Origin of the sequence: Psychrobacter sp. P11F6 (genome assembly GCF_001435295.1) — a bacterium.
Taxonomy (GTDB): domain Bacteria; phylum Pseudomonadota; class Gammaproteobacteria; order Pseudomonadales; family Moraxellaceae; genus Psychrobacter.
On record NZ_CM003594.1, the window covers coordinates 3005746 to 3027808 of the forward strand.

Genomic DNA, 22063 nt, shown 5'->3' on the forward strand with positions numbered 1-22063 from the left:
GCTTTTTATATCAAGCTTTTTTAAAGTGGGCGGTGACAGTCAACGATGTCTCATTTATCGCAAAATTAAGAGGTTTATATCGTGACCGTCACTTACCTGCTGAAAACCTCTGAGTTAAAAGGTTTTTAAAAGCGGAACATTGGATAATCCAAGCAAAGCTATTGTGGGTCAGCCATGGTGGTTTTGAGAAGGCTCGCAATGTTTGCCGCTTTAGGCTTCACCAAATAAAACTTACGAACATAGTGCTCAAAGTCAGCCAATATCGTCTGACCCCACGCGCTGCCTGTTTTATTAACATGCGCTTCAATCACTTGCTGCAAATGGATACGATGCTCTTCGGTTTGCTCACTTGAGATACGATTCAGATCGATCAGCTCATGGTTACAACGGTCAAAGAAATCACCTTCCATATCGAGCACATAAGCGAAGCCACCTGTCATACCTGCCCCAAAGTTGAGACCCGTACGCCCAAGAATAGTGACAATACCGCCTGTCATATATTCACAGCAATGATCGCCTGTGCCTTCGATGACTGCGTGCGCGCCAGAGTTACGCACCCCAAAGCGTTCGCCAGCAGTACCAGCTGCATATAGTTTGCCGCCCGTTGCGCCATATAAGCAGGTATTACCAATGATGGCGGTCTCTTGCGCCGTAAAGCTTGAGTCTTTTGGTGGATAAATAACAATCTCACCGCCAGCCATGCCTTTGCCGACATAATCATTGGCATCGCCTTCTAGCTCAATATTTAGACCACCTGCATTCCAGACGCCTAAACTTTGCCCAGCAGTACCAGTCAGATGCAGTTTAATTGGCATATCACTCATGCCAAGGTTGCCCCAGACCTGCGCAATCTCACCAGAGATACGCGCGCCGATAGAGCGATCACAGTTACCGACATAATAGCTATAATCGCCGCCATTACCTTGACGAATATTGAGCAGCATATCACTAATCATCTGTTCAGCGAGTAAGCCTTTATCAAATGGCTCATTACGCTCAACCTGACAGGTTTGGGCTTTACCACTACTGGCCGGATGGCTAAATAATAATGGCGTTAAATCCAAATGACGCTGTTTATCCGTGTTGCCTTCTAATACTTCAAGCAAGTCAGTGCGTCCAACCAGCTCTTCCATACTACGCACACCAAGGGCGGCAAGCCATTCGCGCGTTTCAGTTGCTACAAATTTAAAGAAGTTAATGAGCATCTCTGCTTCGCCAGTGAAATGCTCATCACGTAGCTTGGCTTTTTGCGTCGCAACCCCAGTCGGGCAATTATTAAGATGGCAAATGCGTAGGTATTTACAACCAACGGCAATCATCGGCGTGGTACCAAAGCCAAAGCTTTCTGCCCCAAGGATAGCGGCTTTTACCACATCAAGTCCTGTCTTTAGACCACCATCAGTTTGAATACGAACTTTATGACGCAAGCCATTTACTCGTAGTGATTGATGGGTCTCAGCCAGTCCTAGCTCCCATGGTGAGCCAGCATGATGGATAGACGATAGCGGAGAGGCTGCGGTGCCACCATCATAGCCTGAGATAGTGATTAAATCGGCGTAAGCTTTTGCCACACCAGTCGCGATAGTACCAACGCCCGGACGTGAGACCAGTTTCACCGATACCAAGGCATCTGGATTGACTTGTTTTAAGTCAAAAATCAGCTGTGCTAAATCTTCGATAGAATAAATATCATGATGCGGTGGCGGTGAAATCAACGTCACACCCGGTACAGAATAACGTAAGCGCGCAATCAAAGCATTGACCTTGCCACCCGGCAGCTGACCACCCTCACCCGGCTTGGCACCCTGTGCAACTTTGATTTGCATCACTTCTGCTGAACGCAAATACGCTGGGGTGACGCCAAAACGACCCGAGGCAATTTGTTTGATCTTTGAGTTGCGCAGCGTGCCATAACGTACTGGATCTTCGCCGCCCTCACCAGAGTTTGAACGTCCACCGATGGTATTCATCGCCATGGCAATCGCTTCATGGGCTTCAGGTGACAATGCCCCTAACGACATGCCCGCCGAGTCAAAGCGCGTCAGAATAGCTGAGATATCCTCTACGTCATTAACGTCGATAGAGTTATCTGTTTTTAATTGCAATAAATCACGCAAGGTCGCCACCGGACGGCTATTAACCAAATCGGCATAATGACGATAATTGTCATAATCACCCGTGCGTACAGCTGTATGCAGGCTATTAATCACGTCTGGGTTAAAGGCATGATATTCTTTGTTGAAGACAAACTTCAGTAAGCCACCTTGATCGAGTGGCGCGCGGCGCTTGAAAGCATTCGCCGCTAGCTGTGCTTGATCGGCAGCTAAGTCAGCAAAGGTCGCACCTTTAATACGACTCTGTACGCCTTTAAAACACAGGCTCACCACCTCTTCAGAGAGACCCACTGCTTCAAATAACTGCGCGCCGCGATAAGAGACAATGGTCGAGATGCCCATTTTTGATAAGATTTTTAGCAAGCCTTTATCCAAGCCTTTACGGAAATTAACCCGCGCTTGAATCGGATCGCCAAGCAGCTCGCCAGTCGCTACTAAGTCGTCAATAACATCATAAGCCAAGTATGGATACACGCAAGTCGCACCAAAACCAATCAATACTGCCACTTGATGCGAGTCGCGCGCCAAACCAGTCTCAATGATTAAATTAGCATCAGTACGAATACCTTGACCAATCAAATAATGATGCACCGCACCCGTTACCATGATGGCGTTGGCTGGTACTTTATCGGCATCGATGTGTTTATCAGACAACACAATCAAAGTGTGACCAGCTCGGATGCTGTTAGCCACTTGCTCGCAGATAGCCATGATGGCTTCTGATAACTCAAGGGTGCGATCATAGTTTAAATCAATACGCGCCATTTTAAAGGCTGGATCACCCAAGGTCTCAAGCTGCTGCATCTTGCTGGCTGACAGTACAGGCGACGATAAGATAATACGGTGTGCATCTCGCGCTGATGGCGCAAACACATTGGTCTCAGCACCGAGGCAGGTCTGCAATGACATCACGATAGATTCACGCAATGGATCAATCGGTGGATTGGTCACCTGTGCGAACTGCTGGCGGAAAAAGTCACCGACATGGCGGATTTGCTGCGACAACACTGCCATGGGCGTATCATCACCCATTGAACCGACAGGCTCTTGACCATTTTCGGCGTTGGGGCGGATAATTTCAGTACGCTCTTCATTGGTGATGTGATACATTTTTTGCAGTGTTTTTAGCTCATTACCACGGCATGTTTGCGCTGCTAATTCTTCCTCTAAACGCTCATCATCACGGATACGGGTTGCTTCTTCACGCAGCCATTTACGGTACGGATGGGCTTTTTTCAGTAACGTCGCAATCGCTTTAGTATCTAAAATTTGACCCGTTAAAGTATCAATAACGAGCATTTGACCAGGGCCAACGCGTCCTTTTGCCAATACATCTTTTGGCGAGTAATCCCACACACCAACCTCAGAGGCAACAGTGATATAGCCGTTCTTAGTCGTCACCCAGCGCGATGGGCGCAGACCGTTACGATCAAGCATACAGACCGCATAGCGTCCATCTTGAATCACCAAACCTGCTGGGCCATCCCACGCTTCCATGTGCTGCGAATAAAACTCATAAAAGGCGCGCAAATCCATATCCATGCTATCGACATTCTGCCAAGCAGGTGGCACGAGAATCGACATCGCATGGAATAGATTCATACCACCTGACATGAGGACTTCAAGCATATTATCTAAGCTTGATGAGTCAGAGCCCGTACTGTTCACTAGTGGCGTCAACTCATTCAAATTGGGCAGTTTGTCTGATTTTAGTTTTGGCGTCCGTGCTTCAGACCAGTTGCGATTTCCTGTGATGGTATTCAACTCGCCATTGTGGGCAAGATAACGAAACGGCTGCGCCAAGGGCCAACGCGGCAAGGTATTGGTGGAGAAACGCTGATGAAATACCACGATATGCGATGCCAAACGCGCATCTTGCAAATCCAAGAAAAATGCTGGCAAGTCTGATGGCATCACCAAACCTTTATAGATAATCGTCTGACAGCTTAATGAGCACACATAAAACAGCTCATCATCAGCCAAGCGCTGCTCTGCTTTTTTGCGTGCGACAAACAGTTTACGGTTAAAGTCATCCGCTGCCAAATCATCGGGTGCGTTGACAAACACTTGCTTAAAATCAGGTAAAGTCTCACGGCCAATGTCACCGACGATGCTCAAATCAAGCGGCACATCACGCCAGCCAGCAACCTCTAATCCTTGGGCAACAATCTCATCGCTAAGCACTTGCTGGCTATCACGAGCTTTTGTCTCATCTAAATTGACAAAGATCATACCAACTGCAAAATTGTCAGTAATCGCGAACCCTTGCTCAGCAGCAATACCTCTAAAAAACTCAATAGGCGTCGCCAGTAGTAGACCACAACCATCACCCGTTCTACCATCAGCAGCAACACCGCCGCGATGGGTCATACAGCTTAGACTATGAATAGCAGTTTTTACCAAATCATGGCTGGCTTGTCCCTCAATATGAGCGATCAAACCAAAACCACAGTTATCAGAAAAGTCATCTGGCGTGGCCAGGTGGGTTTGCGAGGAAATCATTGACATGGCTAGTCCTTTTAGGTGAACGGGCAATTTATGCATCCAATGCAGATCATAAACTGAAGACCGTAAGCAGAACGGGCTAATAATTAATATTCGTATATCCGAATTAATAAATGGTGTGACGCTCATAGACATCATACTTTGAGACTAAGGTGAAAGCTCTGGCACTCCCAGTCATTGAATGATGTTTCAATAGATCATTAACATATTAAAAGATAGTAAACGGTCGCCCTTGGCAATGACATACAGCCCTGTATACCCGTTACGTAATCATCAATAACGCAATGTCGCTATCTTGAGTGTCACTTGTTATCACACCATGCCTAGCAATCCAGACTGATTGACTACGCATGTAATAACCGTGCATTTGATTAATTTTGAATATCTGACGCTCTGTAATCAAGCGCTTCATTCACTCTAAAGAGAGCGATAATAAGAGAGGTTGCGCCACTTGCGATAGCTTAATTATAGATAGCAAGTGACAACGCTTGAAACAAAAAATTTTAGTAACGTATCTTTTAAATGATAGAAGTTTACCAATTCATTGTTAAAAAACAATTTTTACGATAACTATACAGAACGTCGCCCACAGTTATATTAGTTAATGACGGACAAAAAATCTAGTCTTTTCTATCGATTCACCCACCATATTTTGTAAGAGAACTTATTACTATTGGTTATAGGATGATTAAATGTTCTATGCAAATTTTGATACATAGTATCTGTGACAAGGCTTAGTTGAGATACTTAATTAAGATCAACTTCTTTTGGAAATGTATTTTTAGCACTAATTATATGTTTTATGATGCTCCACAAAAAACCCCACTGACCAGCTTGTCAGTGGGGTTTTGTCAGTCATAGTGGTAACGAGGTTATCATAACTATCAACGATATGGTCACAGGACAAACATACTCTAATTACTTTTGTCTTCTATCAGTGTTTTTATGCTGTCGTTATTGCTCTTAGGAGGATTGGTATTCTTGCTAGTAGTGTTTGCGCCAGAATTTGTGCTACTGGTACTACTTGGCGGCTTTGGTGTTGCGACTACTGGAGGTTTTTTAGTGGTATTTTCAGTGCCTGATGTCACTGGTTTTTTATTCTCTGATTCAGACTTAGTTCCACTACCTTCATTTTTAGGTGCTGTGACAGAGGAGACTTCCTCTTCATTGCCAACAATACGCTCTTCAGTGACCGATAAAGTATCAGAGGTATCCGCTGACTGACGGATACTTTCATTGTCGCCGTTACTGGCAGTTTCTTGACTGCTACGACCAGCATTGTCCCCGTTATTAGTTTCTGGCAGTGGCTGGCGCACTGGCACTTCGCGCTTAGTCGGTTTTAGATCAACAGAACGTGTGCGTCTGGTGCTCAAATCTTTAACTGGATCAGGACGTTCATAATTATCGATGATACCGACATAACGATTGATCTCTTCTGGCAACACACGCACATTGGCTGGCAACTTAAAGTCTATCAGTTTTGCCGCGCCAACCGCTTCTTGTGGACTACTCATGAGCCCATAAGTTAACATATAGCGGACTTGATTTTCATCGTCAAGATAACGGAAATAAGCAAATTTATTACGGTCTGCGCGGCCTTCTAGATAACTAACAATCACATCGTTTTCGGCGACATTCATCACCTGCACTGTCCACTTACCTTTATTCGCCAACAAATAACGTTTGTCTTTAAACTCAGCAGGATAATTGCGCAAATCACGTACCGTCGTATCAAAACTAATGGGCTGCACGTCGGTATCAAGCTCGTGTAACGACTCTATTTTTAAGGGCTGCTCAAGCTCAGCACTCAATGGTTGCGGTGCTGATATGGGAGCATTTTCAATTTTGGCACCCATCGCTGGCGTTTGACTAAACATCCAAATCAGAGCCGTAACCACACCCAAAAGCAAGGTCATTATCAGCCAAATCAACGCTTGACGGCGATATGACTGGCTAGCGGTACGCGGCGTCGATCTTGAAGCTGCCATGGGAGTATCCTTGGTGAAAATAAAGTTGACCGCATTCAAGAGATGCGCAGTAAGTAGAATGGCGGCGAGCCAGTCTGCTTTAAACCGTTGAGTTCAGTGAGTATTCATGAGCACTAAAGCTTTAAGACATTATACGCGGTGTTGTGACAATACCTCGTGCAAAAGATCTTCATCGAAATCATTGGTCAATACGGCCTGACCCAGTGATTTTAACAAAATCAGGCGGATTTGTCCGTGTTTCACTTTTTTATCATGTCCCATCAAGCTTAGCGCCGTTTGTGTATCAATGCGTGGCGGGGTGATAGGCAAATTTGCCAAGGTTAAAATACGCTTAATACGAGCAACGTCTTCGGCCGTTAACCATCCCATTTTCTGTGATAACTCTGCGGCTTGTACCATGCCAGCAGCGACTGCCTCACCGTGTAGCCAATTACCATAGCCTTCATGTGTTTCAATGACATGACCAAAAGTATGACCGAAGTTTAACAATGCTCGCACGCCTGACTCTCTTTCATCTTGCGCGACGACATCCGCTTTATACTGACAGCAGCGTTTTACGGCATCACCAAGTACCGCTAAATCCAAATCCATCATCGCTGGCAGATTGACTTCCAGCCAATCTAAGAACGTGACATCCATAATGAGCGCGTATTTAATAACCTCAGCCAACCCTGCTGACAACTCGCGCGCTGGCAAAGTCTTGAGCGTACTCATATCAGCAAGGACCATTTGCGGCTGCCAAAAAGCGCCAATCATGTTTTTGCCTTGAGGATGATTGATGCCCGTCTTACCACCAACGCTCGAATCCACTTGTGACAGTAGCGTGGTTGGAATCTGGATAAAATTTACACCACGCATAAAGCTTGCAGCAGCAAAGCCCGTCATATCGCCCACAACGCCACCACCTAAAGCAATAAGCGTAACGTCACGATTGAAATGCGCTGTCATCAATACATCGTAAATTTGATTGATACTGGTCTGATGCTTATATTGCTCACCATCTGGCAATACGCAAACACGCACAGTGAACTGCTCTGTTAACTCTTTTTCTAAAGCGTTTAGGTATAAAGGCGCAACAGTATCATTAGTGACAATCAATACTTGGCGACCACGAATATAAGGTGTGATCAGCTTTGCCATACTGTTGTGATTTATCGCTGCTTTTTCAGTAATGACGATTGGATAGTCATGGCTTTGCGTATGAACCGTTAAACCGTCATGAAACAGTGGCGTTGCCATTAAACACTCCCTAAGCAATTTTGAATGAGATAAAAGTAGCTGAGCTTAACTAGGGCGCGTCCTGATTTTTATCGCCATTTTTAAATGAGGACACGCCTTGATAAAGTTTATCATTATGGTTAATTTTCTTTATCTTCTGGTGCTATAGCAGTCGAGTCAGTAAATGACTCTAGTTGCTGTAAAAGCTGATTGACCATATGACGGGGATAAGTATGACCAGTTGGCATAATAATATGAGCGACTTGGCGATATAAGGGATCACGAGTGCTATATAAATCTTGCAAGATTTTTCTAGGATTTGGCTGCTGTAACAGTGGTCGTGATTTGTCTTTAGCCGTGCGAGCCATTTGCACATCAACTGGCGCATTCAAATAAACCACGATACCGCGCTGATGCAAAAACGCTCTGTTTTCAGCACACATCACAGCGCCACCACCGGTCGCTAAAACGATTTGGGCTTTTTGAGTCAACTCATCGATGGCGCGCGTTTCACGCTCACGAAAGCCCGCCTCGCCTTCTTTAGCGAATATCCAAGCAATGTCAGCCCCTGTCTGCGATTCAATGTACCAATCACTGTCTACAAAGGTGCGCCCCAACTGCTTAGCCAGCAATTTACCGATGGTTGTCTTCCCTGCTCCCATCGGCCCTACTAAAAACACCGACGGCAATTCCTCCACCATAATACTTACTCAGCTAAATTAGCTATGATACAACGTCATTGATATTCTGGCTAGTAATGAGCGTTGATTATTGTTAGTAAAATTCAATCAATATGAAAATTTTCCCATAAAAAAAGCAAGCGTTGATGCTTGCTTCTTTTGAGCGAAAACCAATCAATAAATGATTAATCTATGCGGCTAATACCATCATTGATTAATTTTGGCGTGATAAATATCAATAACTCTTCTTTAGAATTACTACGCACGTCTTTACGGAAAGCGCGACCAATATAAGGTAGGTCTCCTAAGAACGGTACTTTATCAACACCATTGCTGGTACGATTCTTAAAGACACCACCCAACACAACCGTTTGACCATCTTCAACAATAACATTGGTCGAAATAGAATCTTCAGCAATAGCAACCTGATTATTAATGATGGTCGGCGTACCGTTAGTGATTAACAACTGCAAACCGATTTTGCCATCTGGGGTGATATTTGGTGTGGCCTCTAAACTCAATGCGGCTTCTTTAAAGCTAGTGGTAGTTGCTCCACTGGCAGACGCTTCTTGATAAGGAATCTGCGTCCCTGAAGAAACTTTCGCCGTTTGCTTGTCTGCTGTCAGAATCTTCGGCGTAGAAATCACTTCACCGCGATTATCCGCTTGCAGTGCTGACAATTCAAGATCAAGCATTACATCCGACATGCTAAGCAAGCCAAAGGCAATACTACCAGCGGGGTTAGCCACACCTAAATCGACGTTTAAGTTATCAGGACGAGTAATATCGTATGAAGGATAAGAAACCGTTTGACCATTTACCGTCGTCGTTTCTACATCAAAGTCTTTTAAATCCCATAGCGTTTGATTACTACCACCGACCAATAAATTACGGTTGTTGGCGGCACCATTTGACAAGATACCCCAACGAACCCCAATCTCTTTACTAAAGCTATCAGTGGCACTCACAATACGCGCTTCAATCATGACCTGACGGACTGGAATATCAATTTTACCAATCAATTTATGGATATTTTCGATACTGTCAGCCACATCTTTAATAATTAAAGTATTGGTACGCTCATCTACCGTTACCGTTCCACGATTAGACAATAAGGTATTGTTATCAGCAGCATTTGCATTGCTGCCACCTGATGAGCCACTGCCTTGAGAAATAAGTGTCAAAACATCTGGCGCTTTTGCATAGCTAAGACGAATATATTCTGTGCGTAATGGCGCAAAAGACTCAACCGCTTGCTGTGCTTCAAGCTCACGTGCTTCTTGCTCAGCAAGCTCGGTGGAAGGCGCAACCAAAATGACATTGCCATTTTCACGCTTACCAAGATTCTTACTCTTTAGAATAATATCTAGCGCTTGATCCCATGGGACATTAATCAAGCGTAAGGTGATATTGCCCGCGACTGAATCACTAGCCACAATATTCATTTCTGTGAACTGCGCTAGGATATCTAAGACACTGCGAATCTCAACGTCTTGAAACTCCATAGATAGCGCTTCACCGCTATAGACTTTTTCTTCAAGTGTTGGCTCACGTAGTAGCTCAGGTTTTCTGATATTAATATTCAGCTGATTGCCTGATTGATAAGCCTGATACTCATAATCTTCTTTGACATTAATAGTAATTACACCATTTTGACCTTGGTTTTTAGTATCAATACTATCAACCAGACCACTATTAATATTCAAACGGCGCAATAAATTTCTTGGCACGGTGCTACCCGTTAAGCGTACCACTAACTTGTTGCCTTGACGTTGCACATCAACGGGAATGGCTTCATTGGTAAGTGCGATGCTAACGTTGCCACCACCATCATTTCCTGCGGCAAAATTGACGGCACTCAAACCATCATAGCTATATTGCTTACTCACTTGCGATGCAGCAAGTTGTGGGCTTAATAACGGGTTAACTCTGACCACCATGGTATCAGCAGGTACTTGGTTTTTAACCACCGTTTTACTGGCTATATTGACTGCCGGTGCACTACTGGTTTCTACAATCGGTGTAACGACTGCTGTCGTCGTGATCGCATTATTGTCATTGAGTACGTCTTGGATAGGATCATTGGTCATTACTGGACGATTAGGATCAGTAATGACCAATAGTAAATCGTTACCTTCAATCGATGTCGTATAGTTACCTGCCTTTTTTAGCTCAACAATCAGGCGCGTAGTACTGTCACTATTCAACGTCGTGACCTTATCAATCATACCAATATTGTATTCATTAAAGCGACTAGCAAGTCCATTCTGCACTTTTTCAAAATCTAGTACCAAACGGCTAGGGTTATCAAGCTGATAGGCGGCAGGTAACACTGGTAAACCGTCAAACCCCAAACGCATTTGCGTCACTGATGGTGCAGTTTGTACCACAGAAACTTCGTTAATGCGCTGTGCGGCATGGGCACTATTACTCACTGCTACCATGCTGATTGCCAATGCTGAAATGGCAAAAGCAGAAGATACGCGGTTGCTCATCATCGTTACCTTGTTATTGCGTACTGTCATTATTTATTCCTCAAAAAATCTGCCGACTTAGCTTATGGGTGAAACCAACGACTGGGGTTTTTCAACAAACCCAGCGCGGCTGTCTGGCACAATTTCAATCAAGTTAATCTGGGTCGGCGTGATTTCAACAATACGGCCGTCATTTAGTCCAAGATAATCACCTACTTTCACACTCGCGACTGAACCATCAGGGCGTTGTACCAACGCATATCGCTGACCTTCAGGTGAAATTACGACACCACGAAAAATCAGTTGCGATAGCTCATATTGCTCAAGAGGTTCTTTCACTCTGGTAATGTCAGGACGCACACCATCGATGGAAGTGGTAGGACCTTGGACATTGACTAAACTCGGTGGTAAGAATGGACTGCGCTGTGCGCTGGCACTATAAACAAAGTCTTCTACTAGCTCAGCTTTGGGTGGTGGTTCAATAGGTTGAGCTGGCTGATTACGGATATCGGTCATAGATTGCTCTGCCATACCAATGCGATCCGCACACCCTGTTATGGACAATACAGCCATGCTTAAAACCAATAGCGTAGGCAGTTTTTGAATATTCATTAGTTGCCTCCTGCATTATCAGTGGTCGCAGCATCAGTGACAGCAACCGTTTCATCACCCTCAGGGTCAGCTTCTTTTGAACGATAGGTTTTGGTTTGTAATACCAAATTAAGCTCCGGTAAAACATCCAATGTCGGCTGCGGATTGCTGACCTCAAAATCATGCATAGTAATGATTCGTGGTAAGGCGGCAAGACCACTAATAAAGCTACCAAACTGATGATATTCGCCCAAAGCAGCAATGCGGATAGGTTGCTCAATAAAAAATTCGTTTTCAATCTCAGGCTCTACTGAAATGTCTTGAAAACGTATATTGCTGCCGACACCCGTCATGTTAATGCCCTCTACCAGCTCTGATACACGAGTATCTTTTGGTAGCTGATCGAGTAAGGTATTGAACTCAGCTTCCATTTGGACAACTTGCTCTTGGTAAGCTTTTAAATGACGCGCGCGTGATTCTTTTTCACGATAGCTATCAAGTAACGTTTGTTGCTGACTCTCAGCAGCATTGATCTCATCGATCTTACTACTAATCGGTAAAGCCCATGCCAACGCTGCGATGAGCGTAATGATAAGCCCTATTACCGTTACCTTTACAGGTAATGGCCAGCTGCCGTAGTTTTCAGAGTCTAACGATTCAAAACTGCGGCGAAACTCCTGTAAATCAAACTGTTGCTTTGGTTTCAAGGCTGTTTTTTTGGTTTTAATCAGGCTTTTTTTACGGTTAAGCTTCATAACTCACCTCCAGGTACAGTGGTACCGTCAGCACCTTCTACAGGAACGGCTGTTTCCGACTGTACTTTGGTCGTGATCACAAACTGTACATAACTGTCTTCAGGATAAATAGGACGCGGCTGTTCGCCAGCGGTGACCGTATTATTAAGCACTGGTGCAGATTCATAAGCACTGATATTTTGTTGGATATTACTAACGGCTGAATCACCCATCCATTTACTATCATCAAGATTACGAATCAAACTTGATACAATATTAGGATTATCAGCTCGACCTGTCAGCGTCAAAACATCGCCTTCACGTTTGAGATTATTCAAATAGAGTGCCGGCGGGATGGCTTTAGCAAGATCATCCCATAAACGAACAGGTACAGGACGTCGACCCTGCAAGTCTTGAATGACTTGCATACGTGAAATGATATCGTCACGGCGCTGCTCCAGACTATCAATTTCAGTCAAAGCCGTATCTAAGCGCGCATTTTCTTTTTCAATCAATGCGTTTGCATCAAGTTGTTCATCAAGCTCGTTGTTAAAGTAGCTCCATGAAGCAAAAGCAGCCAATAAAGTAAGCAAAGTCACTGCCACTACTAACGTGAGAAATTCTTTATTGCGACGCTCGCGCTCTTCTTGGCGCCAAGGTAATAGGTTAATACGAGCCATTAGTCGAAGCTCCTTAACGCAAGACCGCATGCAGCCATTAAGCTTGGTGCATCAATGGCCAGTTGCTCATTATCGATATTTGGTGCAATAGTCATATTGATAAAAGGGTTGGCAATACTAACAGTCACCCCAAGTTTTTGCTGTGCCATGCCAGCAAGACCAGCAATAGAGCTACTACCACCAGCAAGAACCACATGATCGATACTACTGTATTGGCTTGAAGAGAAGTAAAATTGCAACGAACGAGTAATTTGTTGAATGGTATTCTCAATAAAAGGCGTCAATACATCAAGGTAGTAGTCATCTGGTAAGGTACGCTCACGCTTGCTGATAGCCGCTTCTTCAGCAGATAGTCCATAACGATTTTGTATCGCTTCTGTCAACTGAACACCACCAAATAGTTGTTCACGGCTATAGATAAACTCACCGTTCTTAGCGATATATAAAGTCGTTTGATTATGACCAATATCTATCAAAGCCAATAATTCTGGGGCATTTGGTAAGTTATCTACCATGAGTCCGAAAGCACGCTCTATCGCATGGGATTCGATATCCATAACCTTCGTTTGAAGACCACCAAAGGTTAAAGCATCAACTCTTTGGTCAACATTCTCCGAGCGTGATGCGGCAAGTAAGACTTGCACCATACCATCACTTACTAAAGAAGGTCCTAAAACTTCAAAGTCTAAGTTGACGTCTTCTAATGGATAAGGTATGTATTGATCAGCATCTAAACGTATTTGAGCTTCGCGCTCAACATCGCTTAGCGCAGCATCCATATCAATAATTTTAGTAATCACTGCTGACCCTGATACGGCAGTTGCAGCATTACTACCAGCGACGTGACAGCGCTTAGCTAAGTTAGCAATGATATGACCGACCGCTTCGGTGTCTACAAGAAGTTTATCGACGACTATACCTTCTGGCAATCTTTCGATGCCATAAGATTTTAGATGAAACATGCCCTGTTGGCGCTCTATGTCAACCAACTTTACTGAAGTGGCACAGATATCAACACCAATCAAATGTCGACTTTTTGAAGTAAATAGCCTCACAAACTCTATACCTTATATTAAGTGTACAATCTGATAGTTATTTGTAATAATTCAGTACAATACTTTACTTAACAGATAGATTCAAGCATTTAAATAAGTTATTAAGGTCAACTTACACATTTATTATGACCTGCTGATTTTGTTCAAGGTATAATACATTACCTGTTGCAAATTTTAATTGATAAGTCTTCTTATGACCAAAAAAAATGCTACCGCCCGTCTCATTCACTTTTTGGTGGGGCTTGTTATCGCCTGCTTGGCATTGGCAGTTATCCTAGCACTTGCTGTGCCCATTGGTTTTTATGGGATGGCAATGTATTTATCGCCTACCCTACCTAGCATTCAAGAGATTAAAACAGCAAATTTAGAGATGCCATTACAGATATATAGTAGTGATGACAAACTTATTGGCCAATATGGTAACCGTTTGTCTTTACCAATTACTTTTGAAGATATTCCTGAAAATTTGACTCATGCTTTTTTAGCAGCAGAAGATGCGTCCTTTTTTCAGCACAGTGGTATTAGTATTAAGGGTCTTGGTCGCGCGGTGACAGAAGTAGTAACTGATGACGACAGCCAAACGGGTGGCTCTACCATTACTATGCAGGTTGCCAAGAACTACTTCTTAAGTCCAGAGCGCACCTTAAATCGTAAATTGGTCGAGCTATTTTTAGCACGTAAAATAGAAGATGAGCTCAGTAAAAATGATATCTTGACGCTTTATGTCAACAAAATCTATCTAGGCGAAGGCGCTTATGGTATCCGCGCCGCGGCCAAGAAGTACTATAGTAAATCCTTAGAAAACCTCACTATTGCTGAAACAGCAATGTTGGCAGGTCTGCCCAAAGCCCCTTCTAAATATAATCCTGTTGCCAATCCCAGTCGCGCGCTGACTCGCCGCAACTGGATCATTGGACGCATGCACGAGTTAGGCTATATCAGCAAAGCACAACGCGACGAAGCGATCAGCTCACCAGTAGGCATTAACCTCTATAAAGAGAAGCTCGACGTCAATATGCCGTATTTGGCAGAAATGACACGCTCTACATTGGTCAATCGCTATGGTGAGCAAGTGATGCATAGTGGATGGCGGGTACGCCTTACGGTTGATAGCAAAGCACAGACAGATGCGGAAGCGGCGGTACTGACCGGTTTGGTGGCTTACGAACATCGTCATGGTTGGCGCGGAGCTGAAGCAAATGATGAACCGCTAGAAAATTTCCGCCGCTATAGTAATATGACTCCCGCCAAAGTCACCAAAGTGAATGCTCGCAGTTTTGAGGCGACAATGCCCTCTGGTGAAAATGTGACCGTTGGTTGGTCTGGGATGAGCTGGGCACGCAAGTATATTTCTGCCAATCGTATCGGTTACTTTCCTGACAACGCCCGCCAAATTGTCAATAAAAACGATATCATTCGTTTGATACCGACCGCGAATGGTAATTGGCAGTTGGGACAAATTCCCAAACTACAAGGAAGTCTGGTCTCCTTGAATCCAGAAACTGGTGCTGTTAAGGCATTGGTCGGTGGCTTTGACTTTAATCACAGTAAATTTAATCGTGCTCTACAAGGCTGGCGTCAACCAGGCTCAACCATTAAACCACTTGTCTATACCGCTGCTCTAGAAAAAGGCTATCGCCCAGATAGCATTGTTTCGGATCGACCGATTCAAGTAGGTGATTGGAAACCGAAAAATTCTGATGGAAGATTTTTGGGAGATATTACTTTACGTCGTGCTCTATATCGGTCACGTAACTTAGTGTCTATTCGATTGCTACAGGCTGTGGGCATCTCTGATGTGCGCGACCTGTTAGATGAATTCGGTCTTGATAAAGAAAAGCTGCCGACGACTTTGTCGTTAGCGCTAGGCACAGGACAGGCTACACCATTACAGATGGCAACAGCTTATGCCACGTTTGCAAATGGCGGTCACCGTGTACAGCCGTATTTTATCGAACAAATTTATAATTATAATAATAACCTCCTCTTTCAGGCAAACCCACGCCAAGCGTGTGCCACCTGCTTCAATGAAAAACTTGAAGACCTCAATAGAAATCTCATCGAAGATTATAAGAAGTCAATTGAAAATGAAGACAGTGCTATCGATGATGAAGTGATGGTTAAAGAACAAAATTTAGAGAACAATGATGATATTGATAACATTGAACAAAGCGGTAAAGCGCTAAATCTAAAGGTTTATGATGCTAGTCCACAGGCCGATCGCTTAAAAGCACCAGCGGTTCAATATGCAGTGGCTAAGCAAGCACCTCGAATCTTACAACCCAGAGTCGCTTTTGAGATGGCAGATATCTTACGTGACGTCGTACAGCGTGGTACGGCAGTACGAGCCAAGGCTTTAGGTCGTGATGATATTGGTGGCAAGACCGGTACCACCAATGAAGCAAAAGACGCTTGGTTTGCAGGTTTTCATCCTACCAATGCAACTGTCGTGTGGATGGGTTTTGATCAACCATCAACCATGGGTCGTCGCGAATATGGTGGTGTGGCAGCCCTACCCGTTTGGATGGATTTTATGAAAGCCCAACTTAAAGACACGCCTCATCAATGGGTATCTATCAATAACCGCGCCAAATCGAAAAAGCAAACGCAAAGAATTATAGAAATGACTGATGATGGTATTCTGGCCGATGATGAAGATACGGATAGCAGCGAATCAGAGAAACCAATTAAGACGCAGACTCAACAGCGTAAATCACCACCAGCTGAGCCTGTTGAAGCACAAACTAGCTCTCAAGCAGCCAAACCTAGTAACAGTCGTAATAATGATAGCGTGCCGCAAAACCCTTTATCGGTAACACCTGTTGAGCGCATGCCACCGATACCAGAGTAGACAACCATTAATAATATAAACTTATGACGCAAAAAAAGGCTTATTTAGCACTCGCTAAATAAGCCTTTTTTATAATTAATACTTTGCTCAATACCACTCTATTAAAGGATAGTCATCAGTCAACTAGGACATGTCTTCATTTTAAAAATGGTGATAAAAATGAGATAAAATTTTAATAACTATTTTTAGAACTCAACCATACCAGCACGTAGTTGCTCAATCAGCTCTAAAAACTGCTGACGCCATTCTCGTATTGTCGTCTCATCTGGCAGCCATTGATTCGACAAGGTCACAACGTTAACAATAAGATCAGGCGAGGCAGTATTGCTTGGTGTTTGATCTACAATAGTATCTGGCGGCACGGCGTACAAACAACGCTGATACGCACGCTCTATATTGGCCAAAAAACCCTGCTGCTGTAACTGCTGTAACCGCTGAATCTCAGGCGATACTTGGGTACGCTCGCTCAATGCTTGCTCAATATCTGACAATGTTGGTGCGCTCATGTTTAAACTATAAAAATAACCTAGCTCTTGGGTGAATGCGAGAAAGGCACTGTATAGATGAAAAATAGCAGTTTCACAATGAGCTTGGTATAGCTGCTTATCATCGGTACTTCCCGCTGCTTGGCAGGATAGACGACAGAAATACAGTTTTTGATTGGTTCGATCTGCTTGATATTTGGCAACGCGGGTTTTACCTGCCATTTGCGACTTATCCTTATATGAAGTGTAAATTAGGGCATATTTTCCAGTGTACTATTTTTTTAGATAACAGTACCATGCATTTCTCACTTTATTGCACACACAAAAAAGCCAGCAACTTAGGCTGGCTTTTTATCAAATTAACAATAAATCAAAGACGCTTAATACTATTAATTATCCTGATTAAGCTCTTGTGCAAAGGCTTCATCAAAGCTTGCAAAGTCTTTACTATCCGTGCTCGCTGACATATCAAATGCTGCATTGTCAAACCCTGCTTTAAGATCTTTATCTAGCAATTTTTGCTCCGCTTTCTCTTTGCGTGCTTTATGATAAGCAAGACCCGTACCAGCAGGAATCAAGCGACCAACAACGACGTTTTCTTTCAGACCACGTAGCTCATCCACTTTACCAGTCACGGCAGCCGCAGTTAGTACACGGGTCGTCTCCTGGAACGATGCTGCTGAAATAAAGCTTTCTGTTGCCAGACTTGCTTTGGTGATACCTAGTAATTGACGCTCGAACTGTACTGGGAATTTATCTTCCGCTTCCAGCTTCGCATTCAATGCTTTGATATCAGAGTACTCTGCTTGATCCCCTTTGAAGTGGTTTGAATCGCCGCCATCGGTAATCTCAACTTTGCGCAGCATCTGACGAATAATCACTTCGATGTGTTTATCGTTGATTTTTACACCCTGCAAGCGATAAACGTCCTGTACTTCGTTAACGATGTAATCAGCAAGTGCAGTCTGACCTTTCAAACGTAAGATATCATGTGGATTCTGTGGACCATCAGCGATTACTTCACCACGTGCTACCGTTTCGTTTTCAAAGACGTTGATTTGACGCCATTTCGGGATTAGCTCTTCATGAATCTCACCATCTTCATTGGTGATAATGAAGCGGTTTTTACCTTTAGTCTCTTTACCAAAGCTAACCACACCTGACATTTCTGCCATGATGGCATGATCTTTTGGACGACGTGCTTCAAACAAATCAGCAACACGCGGTAGACCACCGGTAATATCTTTAGTACCTGAAGAGGCTTGTGGTACACGACCCAAAATCGAACCGGCTGCTACTTTTTCACCATCGCTGACGCGAATGATGGTTTCAGCTGGTAAGAAGTAAACCACTTCTTTACCTTCATCAGTGTTCAAGATAATCGCAGGACGTAAGTCTTTTGCTGAACTTGAACGGTCACGAGTAGCAAGAATCTCAAATGAGCTCATACCCGTCGCATCATCAACTTTTACGGTAGCAGTTAAGCCATCCGTGATCTCACTGAAGCGTGCAGTACCAGCAAATTCTGTGATAATAGGATGCGTGTGCGGATCCCATTTAGCGATGGTTTGACCAGCATCAACCTGATCTTCGTGTTTCACAAGCACGCTAGAACCATAAGGCACTTTATAACGTTCACGCTCACGACCAAGCTCATCGGTCAAGGCGATTTCAGCTGAACGCGATACGATGACTAAATGACCATCGGTATGTTGAACCGTTTTCATGTTTTCGAAATGCGCTTGACCAGCACTACGAACTGAGATGCTGTTATCCACTGATGCTGAGCTTGCTGCCCCGCCCACGTGGAATGTACGCATCGTTAACTGAGTACCTGGTTCACCGATAGACTGTGCCGCCATAACACCGACTGATTCGCCGATATTCACTTTATGACCACGAGCCAAATCACGACCATAACACTGTGAACAAACACCATGCTCAACATTACAAGTAATAACTGAGCGTACCCAGATGTCATCGATCGCATTGTTATCAAGCACGTTTACCCAATGCTCATCGATCAAAGTACCTGCTGGAATCAATACCTTATCGGCATCATCGTTATAAGTCACATCACGAGCCGTCACACGACCTAGTACTAGCTCGCCTAACTTCTCAATGATTTCACCACCTTGAATATGTGGTTTCATGAGCAAGCCTTGCTCAGTACCACAGTCATCACTGGTAATAACCAAATCTTGTGCCACATCAACCAAACGACGCGTCAAGTAACCTGAGTTAGCCGTTTTCAGTGCCGTATCCGCAAGACCTTTACGTGCACCATGCGTTGAAATAAAGTACTGAAGTACGGTCAAGCCTTCACGGAAGTTTGCTTTAATTGGCGTTTCGATGATTGAACCATCTGGCTTAGCCATCAAACCACGCATACCAGCCAACTGACGAATCTGAGCCGCACTACCACGAGCACCAGAATCTGACATAATAAAGATAGAGTTGAATGACTTCTGTTCTTCTTCTTCACCTTTGGCGTTCATGATTTTATCTGTCGCCAAATTGTCCATCATCGCTTTAGCGACTTTGTCATTGGTACGTGACCAGATATCAACCACTTTGTTATAGCGCTCACCAGCAGTCACAAAACCTTGCTCGAATTGATCTTCGATTTCGCGAACTTCGCCTTCTGCCACTTCAATGATTTGCTTTTTCAGTGGTGGAATGACCATGTCATCAATACCGATAGACACACCAGACAATGTCGCTTGGGCAAAACCAAGATACATCAATTGGTCAGCAAACATGACACTTTCTTTAACGCCAACTTTACGGTAGCAAGAGTTAATCAAACGAGAAATGTTTTTCTTCGTCATCTCTTGGTTACATTCATCAAAAGACATACCTTTAGGCATGATGTTCCAAATCAATAAACGACCTGCAACCGTTTCTTTTAAGCTGATTTCTTTAGTCTCATTGCCATCTTCATCAATATGCGTCTCGGTAACACGCACTTTGATCTTAGCGTTTACATGCAAATCGTTTGAACCAATCGCACGCAATGCTTCATTAACGGTGGCAAAAATCATGCCCTCGCCTTTGGCATTGATAGACGAGCGACTGATGTAATATAGACCCAGTACAACATCCTGTGACGGTACGATGATTGGATCACCGTTCGCAGGCGACAAGATGTTGTTGGTAGACATCATTAGCGCACGTGATTCAAGCTGTGCTTCTAGGGTCAATGGCACGTGAACGGCCATTTGGTCACCATCAAAATCGGCGTTAAACGCGGTACAAACGAGCGGATGCAATTGGATTGCTTTACCTTCGATTAGTACTGGCTCAAATGCCTGCAAGCCCAAACGGTGAAGTGTTGGTGCACGGTTCAAGAGTACTGGATGCTCACGAATAACCATGGCCAGCATATCCCACACTTGCGGCTCTTCACGCTCTACCATCTTTTTGGCAGCTTTAATTGTCGTGGCTAAACCATGAGACAATAATTTGTTATAAGTAAATGGTTTGAATAATTCAAGTGCCATTTTCTTTGGTAAACCGCACTGATGTAGACGTAGCGTTGGACCAACAACGATCACCGAACGACCAGAGTAATCGACACGTTTACCAAGTAAGTTTTGACGGAAACGACCTTGCTTACCTTTGATCATATCAGCCAAAGATTTCAATGGACGCTTATTACTACCAGTGATCGCACGACCGCGACGACCGTTATCAAGCAAGGCATCCACTGATTCTTGCAACATACGCTTTTCGTTACGTACGATGATATCAGGGGCGCTCAGCTCAAGCAGACGCTTTAGACGGTTGTTACGGTTGATCACACGGCGATACAAATCATTTAGATCTGACGTCGCAAAACGACCACCTTCTAGTGGTACTAGCGGACGCAAATCTGGTGGTAGTACTGGCAAGATGTTCATCACCATCCACTCAGGCTTGTTATTAGAATCACGGAAGGCTTCTAATAATTTAAGACGCTTAGACATCTTTTTAAGCTTGGTTTCAGAACCCGTTTGCGGAATCGCTTCGCGCAAATCATCGATTTCAAGATCTAAATCGATATCTTTCAATAGGTCTTGAACCGCTTCAGCACCCATTTTGGCAGTGAATTCATCGCCAAATTCTTCAAGGGCCTTATAATAGTCTTCATCATCAAGCAGTTGATACTTCTCTAGAGAAGTCAAACCTGGCTCAGTAACGATATAGCTTTCAAAATACAGAACGCGCTCGATATCACGTAGCGTCATGTCTAGCAATAGACCGATGCGGCTTGGTAATGATTTTAAGAACCAAATATGCGCCACTGGACTGGCTAGGTCAATATGACCCATACGGTCGCGACGGACTTTCGCAGTGGTCACTTCTACGCCACATTTTTCACAGATAACGCCTTGGAACTTACGGCGCTTATATTTACCACATAAACATTCAAAGTCTTTTACTGGGCCAAAGATTTTGGCACAGAAAAGACCATCACGTTCAGGCTTGAACGTGCGATAGTTAATAGTTTCAGGCTTTTTCACTTCGCCATGTGACCATGACTTGATGACGTCAGGTGAGGCTAAAGTAATTTGAATGCTATCAAACTCTTGGTTACCGTTGCCGGTAGGGCTTTGCATGATATCGAGTAAATCTTTCAAGTTGCTTCTCCGTTATCTTTATAATCATCTGATAGCGTATAGTTGACGCAAATAAGATGAATGAAG

The 22063-nt window shown here is 44.0% G+C and carries 12 protein-coding genes; 1 reads left to right on the plus strand and 11 read right to left on the minus strand.

Annotation, left to right across the window (positions count from 1 at the left end):
* Window positions 1–158: 158 nt before the first annotated feature.
* The 9 genes from gltB to AK822_RS12475 form a co-directional block, all read right to left on the minus strand.
* Window positions 159–4622, minus strand: a complete 4464-nt coding sequence (gene gltB / locus AK822_RS12435) for a glutamate synthase large subunit (RefSeq protein ID WP_060491864.1) — start codon at window positions 4620–4622, stop codon at window positions 159–161.
* Between the two features lie 911 nt (window positions 4623–5533).
* Window positions 5534–6607, minus strand: a complete 1074-nt coding sequence (locus AK822_RS12440; RefSeq protein ID WP_060491865.1) for a hypothetical protein — start codon at window positions 6605–6607, stop codon at window positions 5534–5536.
* A 129-nt stretch (window positions 6608–6736) separates the two neighbouring features.
* Window positions 6737–7846, minus strand: coding sequence for a 3-dehydroquinate synthase (gene aroB / locus AK822_RS12445; protein WP_060491866.1), 1110 nt, complete (start codon window positions 7844–7846; stop codon window positions 6737–6739).
* Between the two features lie 119 nt (window positions 7847–7965).
* Complete coding sequence (aroK, locus tag AK822_RS12450; protein ID WP_060491867.1) at window positions 7966–8526, minus strand: shikimate kinase AroK; 561 nt, start codon at window positions 8524–8526, stop codon at window positions 7966–7968.
* Window positions 8527–8690: 164 nt separating this feature from the next.
* On the minus strand, window positions 8691–11030 hold the full coding sequence (gene pilQ / locus AK822_RS12455) for a type IV pilus secretin PilQ (RefSeq protein WP_060491868.1): 2340 nt from the start codon (window positions 11028–11030) through the stop codon (window positions 8691–8693).
* A gap of 27 nt (window positions 11031–11057) precedes the next feature.
* A complete protein-coding gene (locus tag AK822_RS12460) occupies window positions 11058–11591 on the minus strand; it encodes a pilus assembly protein PilP (protein ID WP_045453409.1) in 534 nt (177 codons plus the stop codon).
* Window positions 11591–12325 (minus strand): type IV pilus inner membrane component PilO, encoded by a 735-nt coding sequence (locus AK822_RS12465; protein ID WP_045453405.1) that lies wholly within the window; start codon window positions 12323–12325, stop codon window positions 11591–11593. Before AK822_RS12465 ends, AK822_RS12460 begins: the two co-directional genes overlap by 1 nt.
* A complete protein-coding gene (locus AK822_RS12470) occupies window positions 12322–12984 on the minus strand; it encodes a PilN domain-containing protein (RefSeq protein ID WP_055124830.1) in 663 nt (220 codons plus the stop codon). Before AK822_RS12470 ends, AK822_RS12465 begins: the two co-directional genes overlap by 4 nt.
* Window positions 12984–14039 (minus strand): pilus assembly protein PilM, encoded by a 1056-nt coding sequence (locus tag AK822_RS12475; RefSeq protein WP_060491869.1) that lies wholly within the window; start codon window positions 14037–14039, stop codon window positions 12984–12986. Before AK822_RS12475 ends, AK822_RS12470 begins: the two co-directional genes overlap by 1 nt.
* 193 nt (window positions 14040–14232) lie before the next feature.
* Here AK822_RS12475 and AK822_RS12480 point away from each other — a divergent pair, with 193 nt between their 5' ends.
* Window positions 14233–16890 carry a penicillin-binding protein 1A gene (locus AK822_RS12480; protein WP_060491870.1) on the plus strand — a complete coding sequence of 886 codons (2658 nt, stop codon included), beginning with the start codon at window positions 14233–14235 and terminating at the stop codon, window positions 16888–16890.
* A gap of 185 nt (window positions 16891–17075) precedes the next feature.
* Here AK822_RS12480 and AK822_RS12485 read toward each other — a convergent pair whose 3' ends face one another.
* Window positions 17076–17597, minus strand: coding sequence for a DUF6586 family protein (locus tag AK822_RS12485; RefSeq protein WP_060491871.1), 522 nt, complete (start codon window positions 17595–17597; stop codon window positions 17076–17078).
* Window positions 17598–17764: 167 nt separating this feature from the next.
* Window positions 17765–21997, minus strand: coding sequence for a DNA-directed RNA polymerase subunit beta' (rpoC, locus tag AK822_RS12490; RefSeq protein ID WP_060491872.1), 4233 nt, complete (start codon window positions 21995–21997; stop codon window positions 17765–17767).
* Between the last annotated feature and the right edge of the window lie 66 nt (window positions 21998–22063).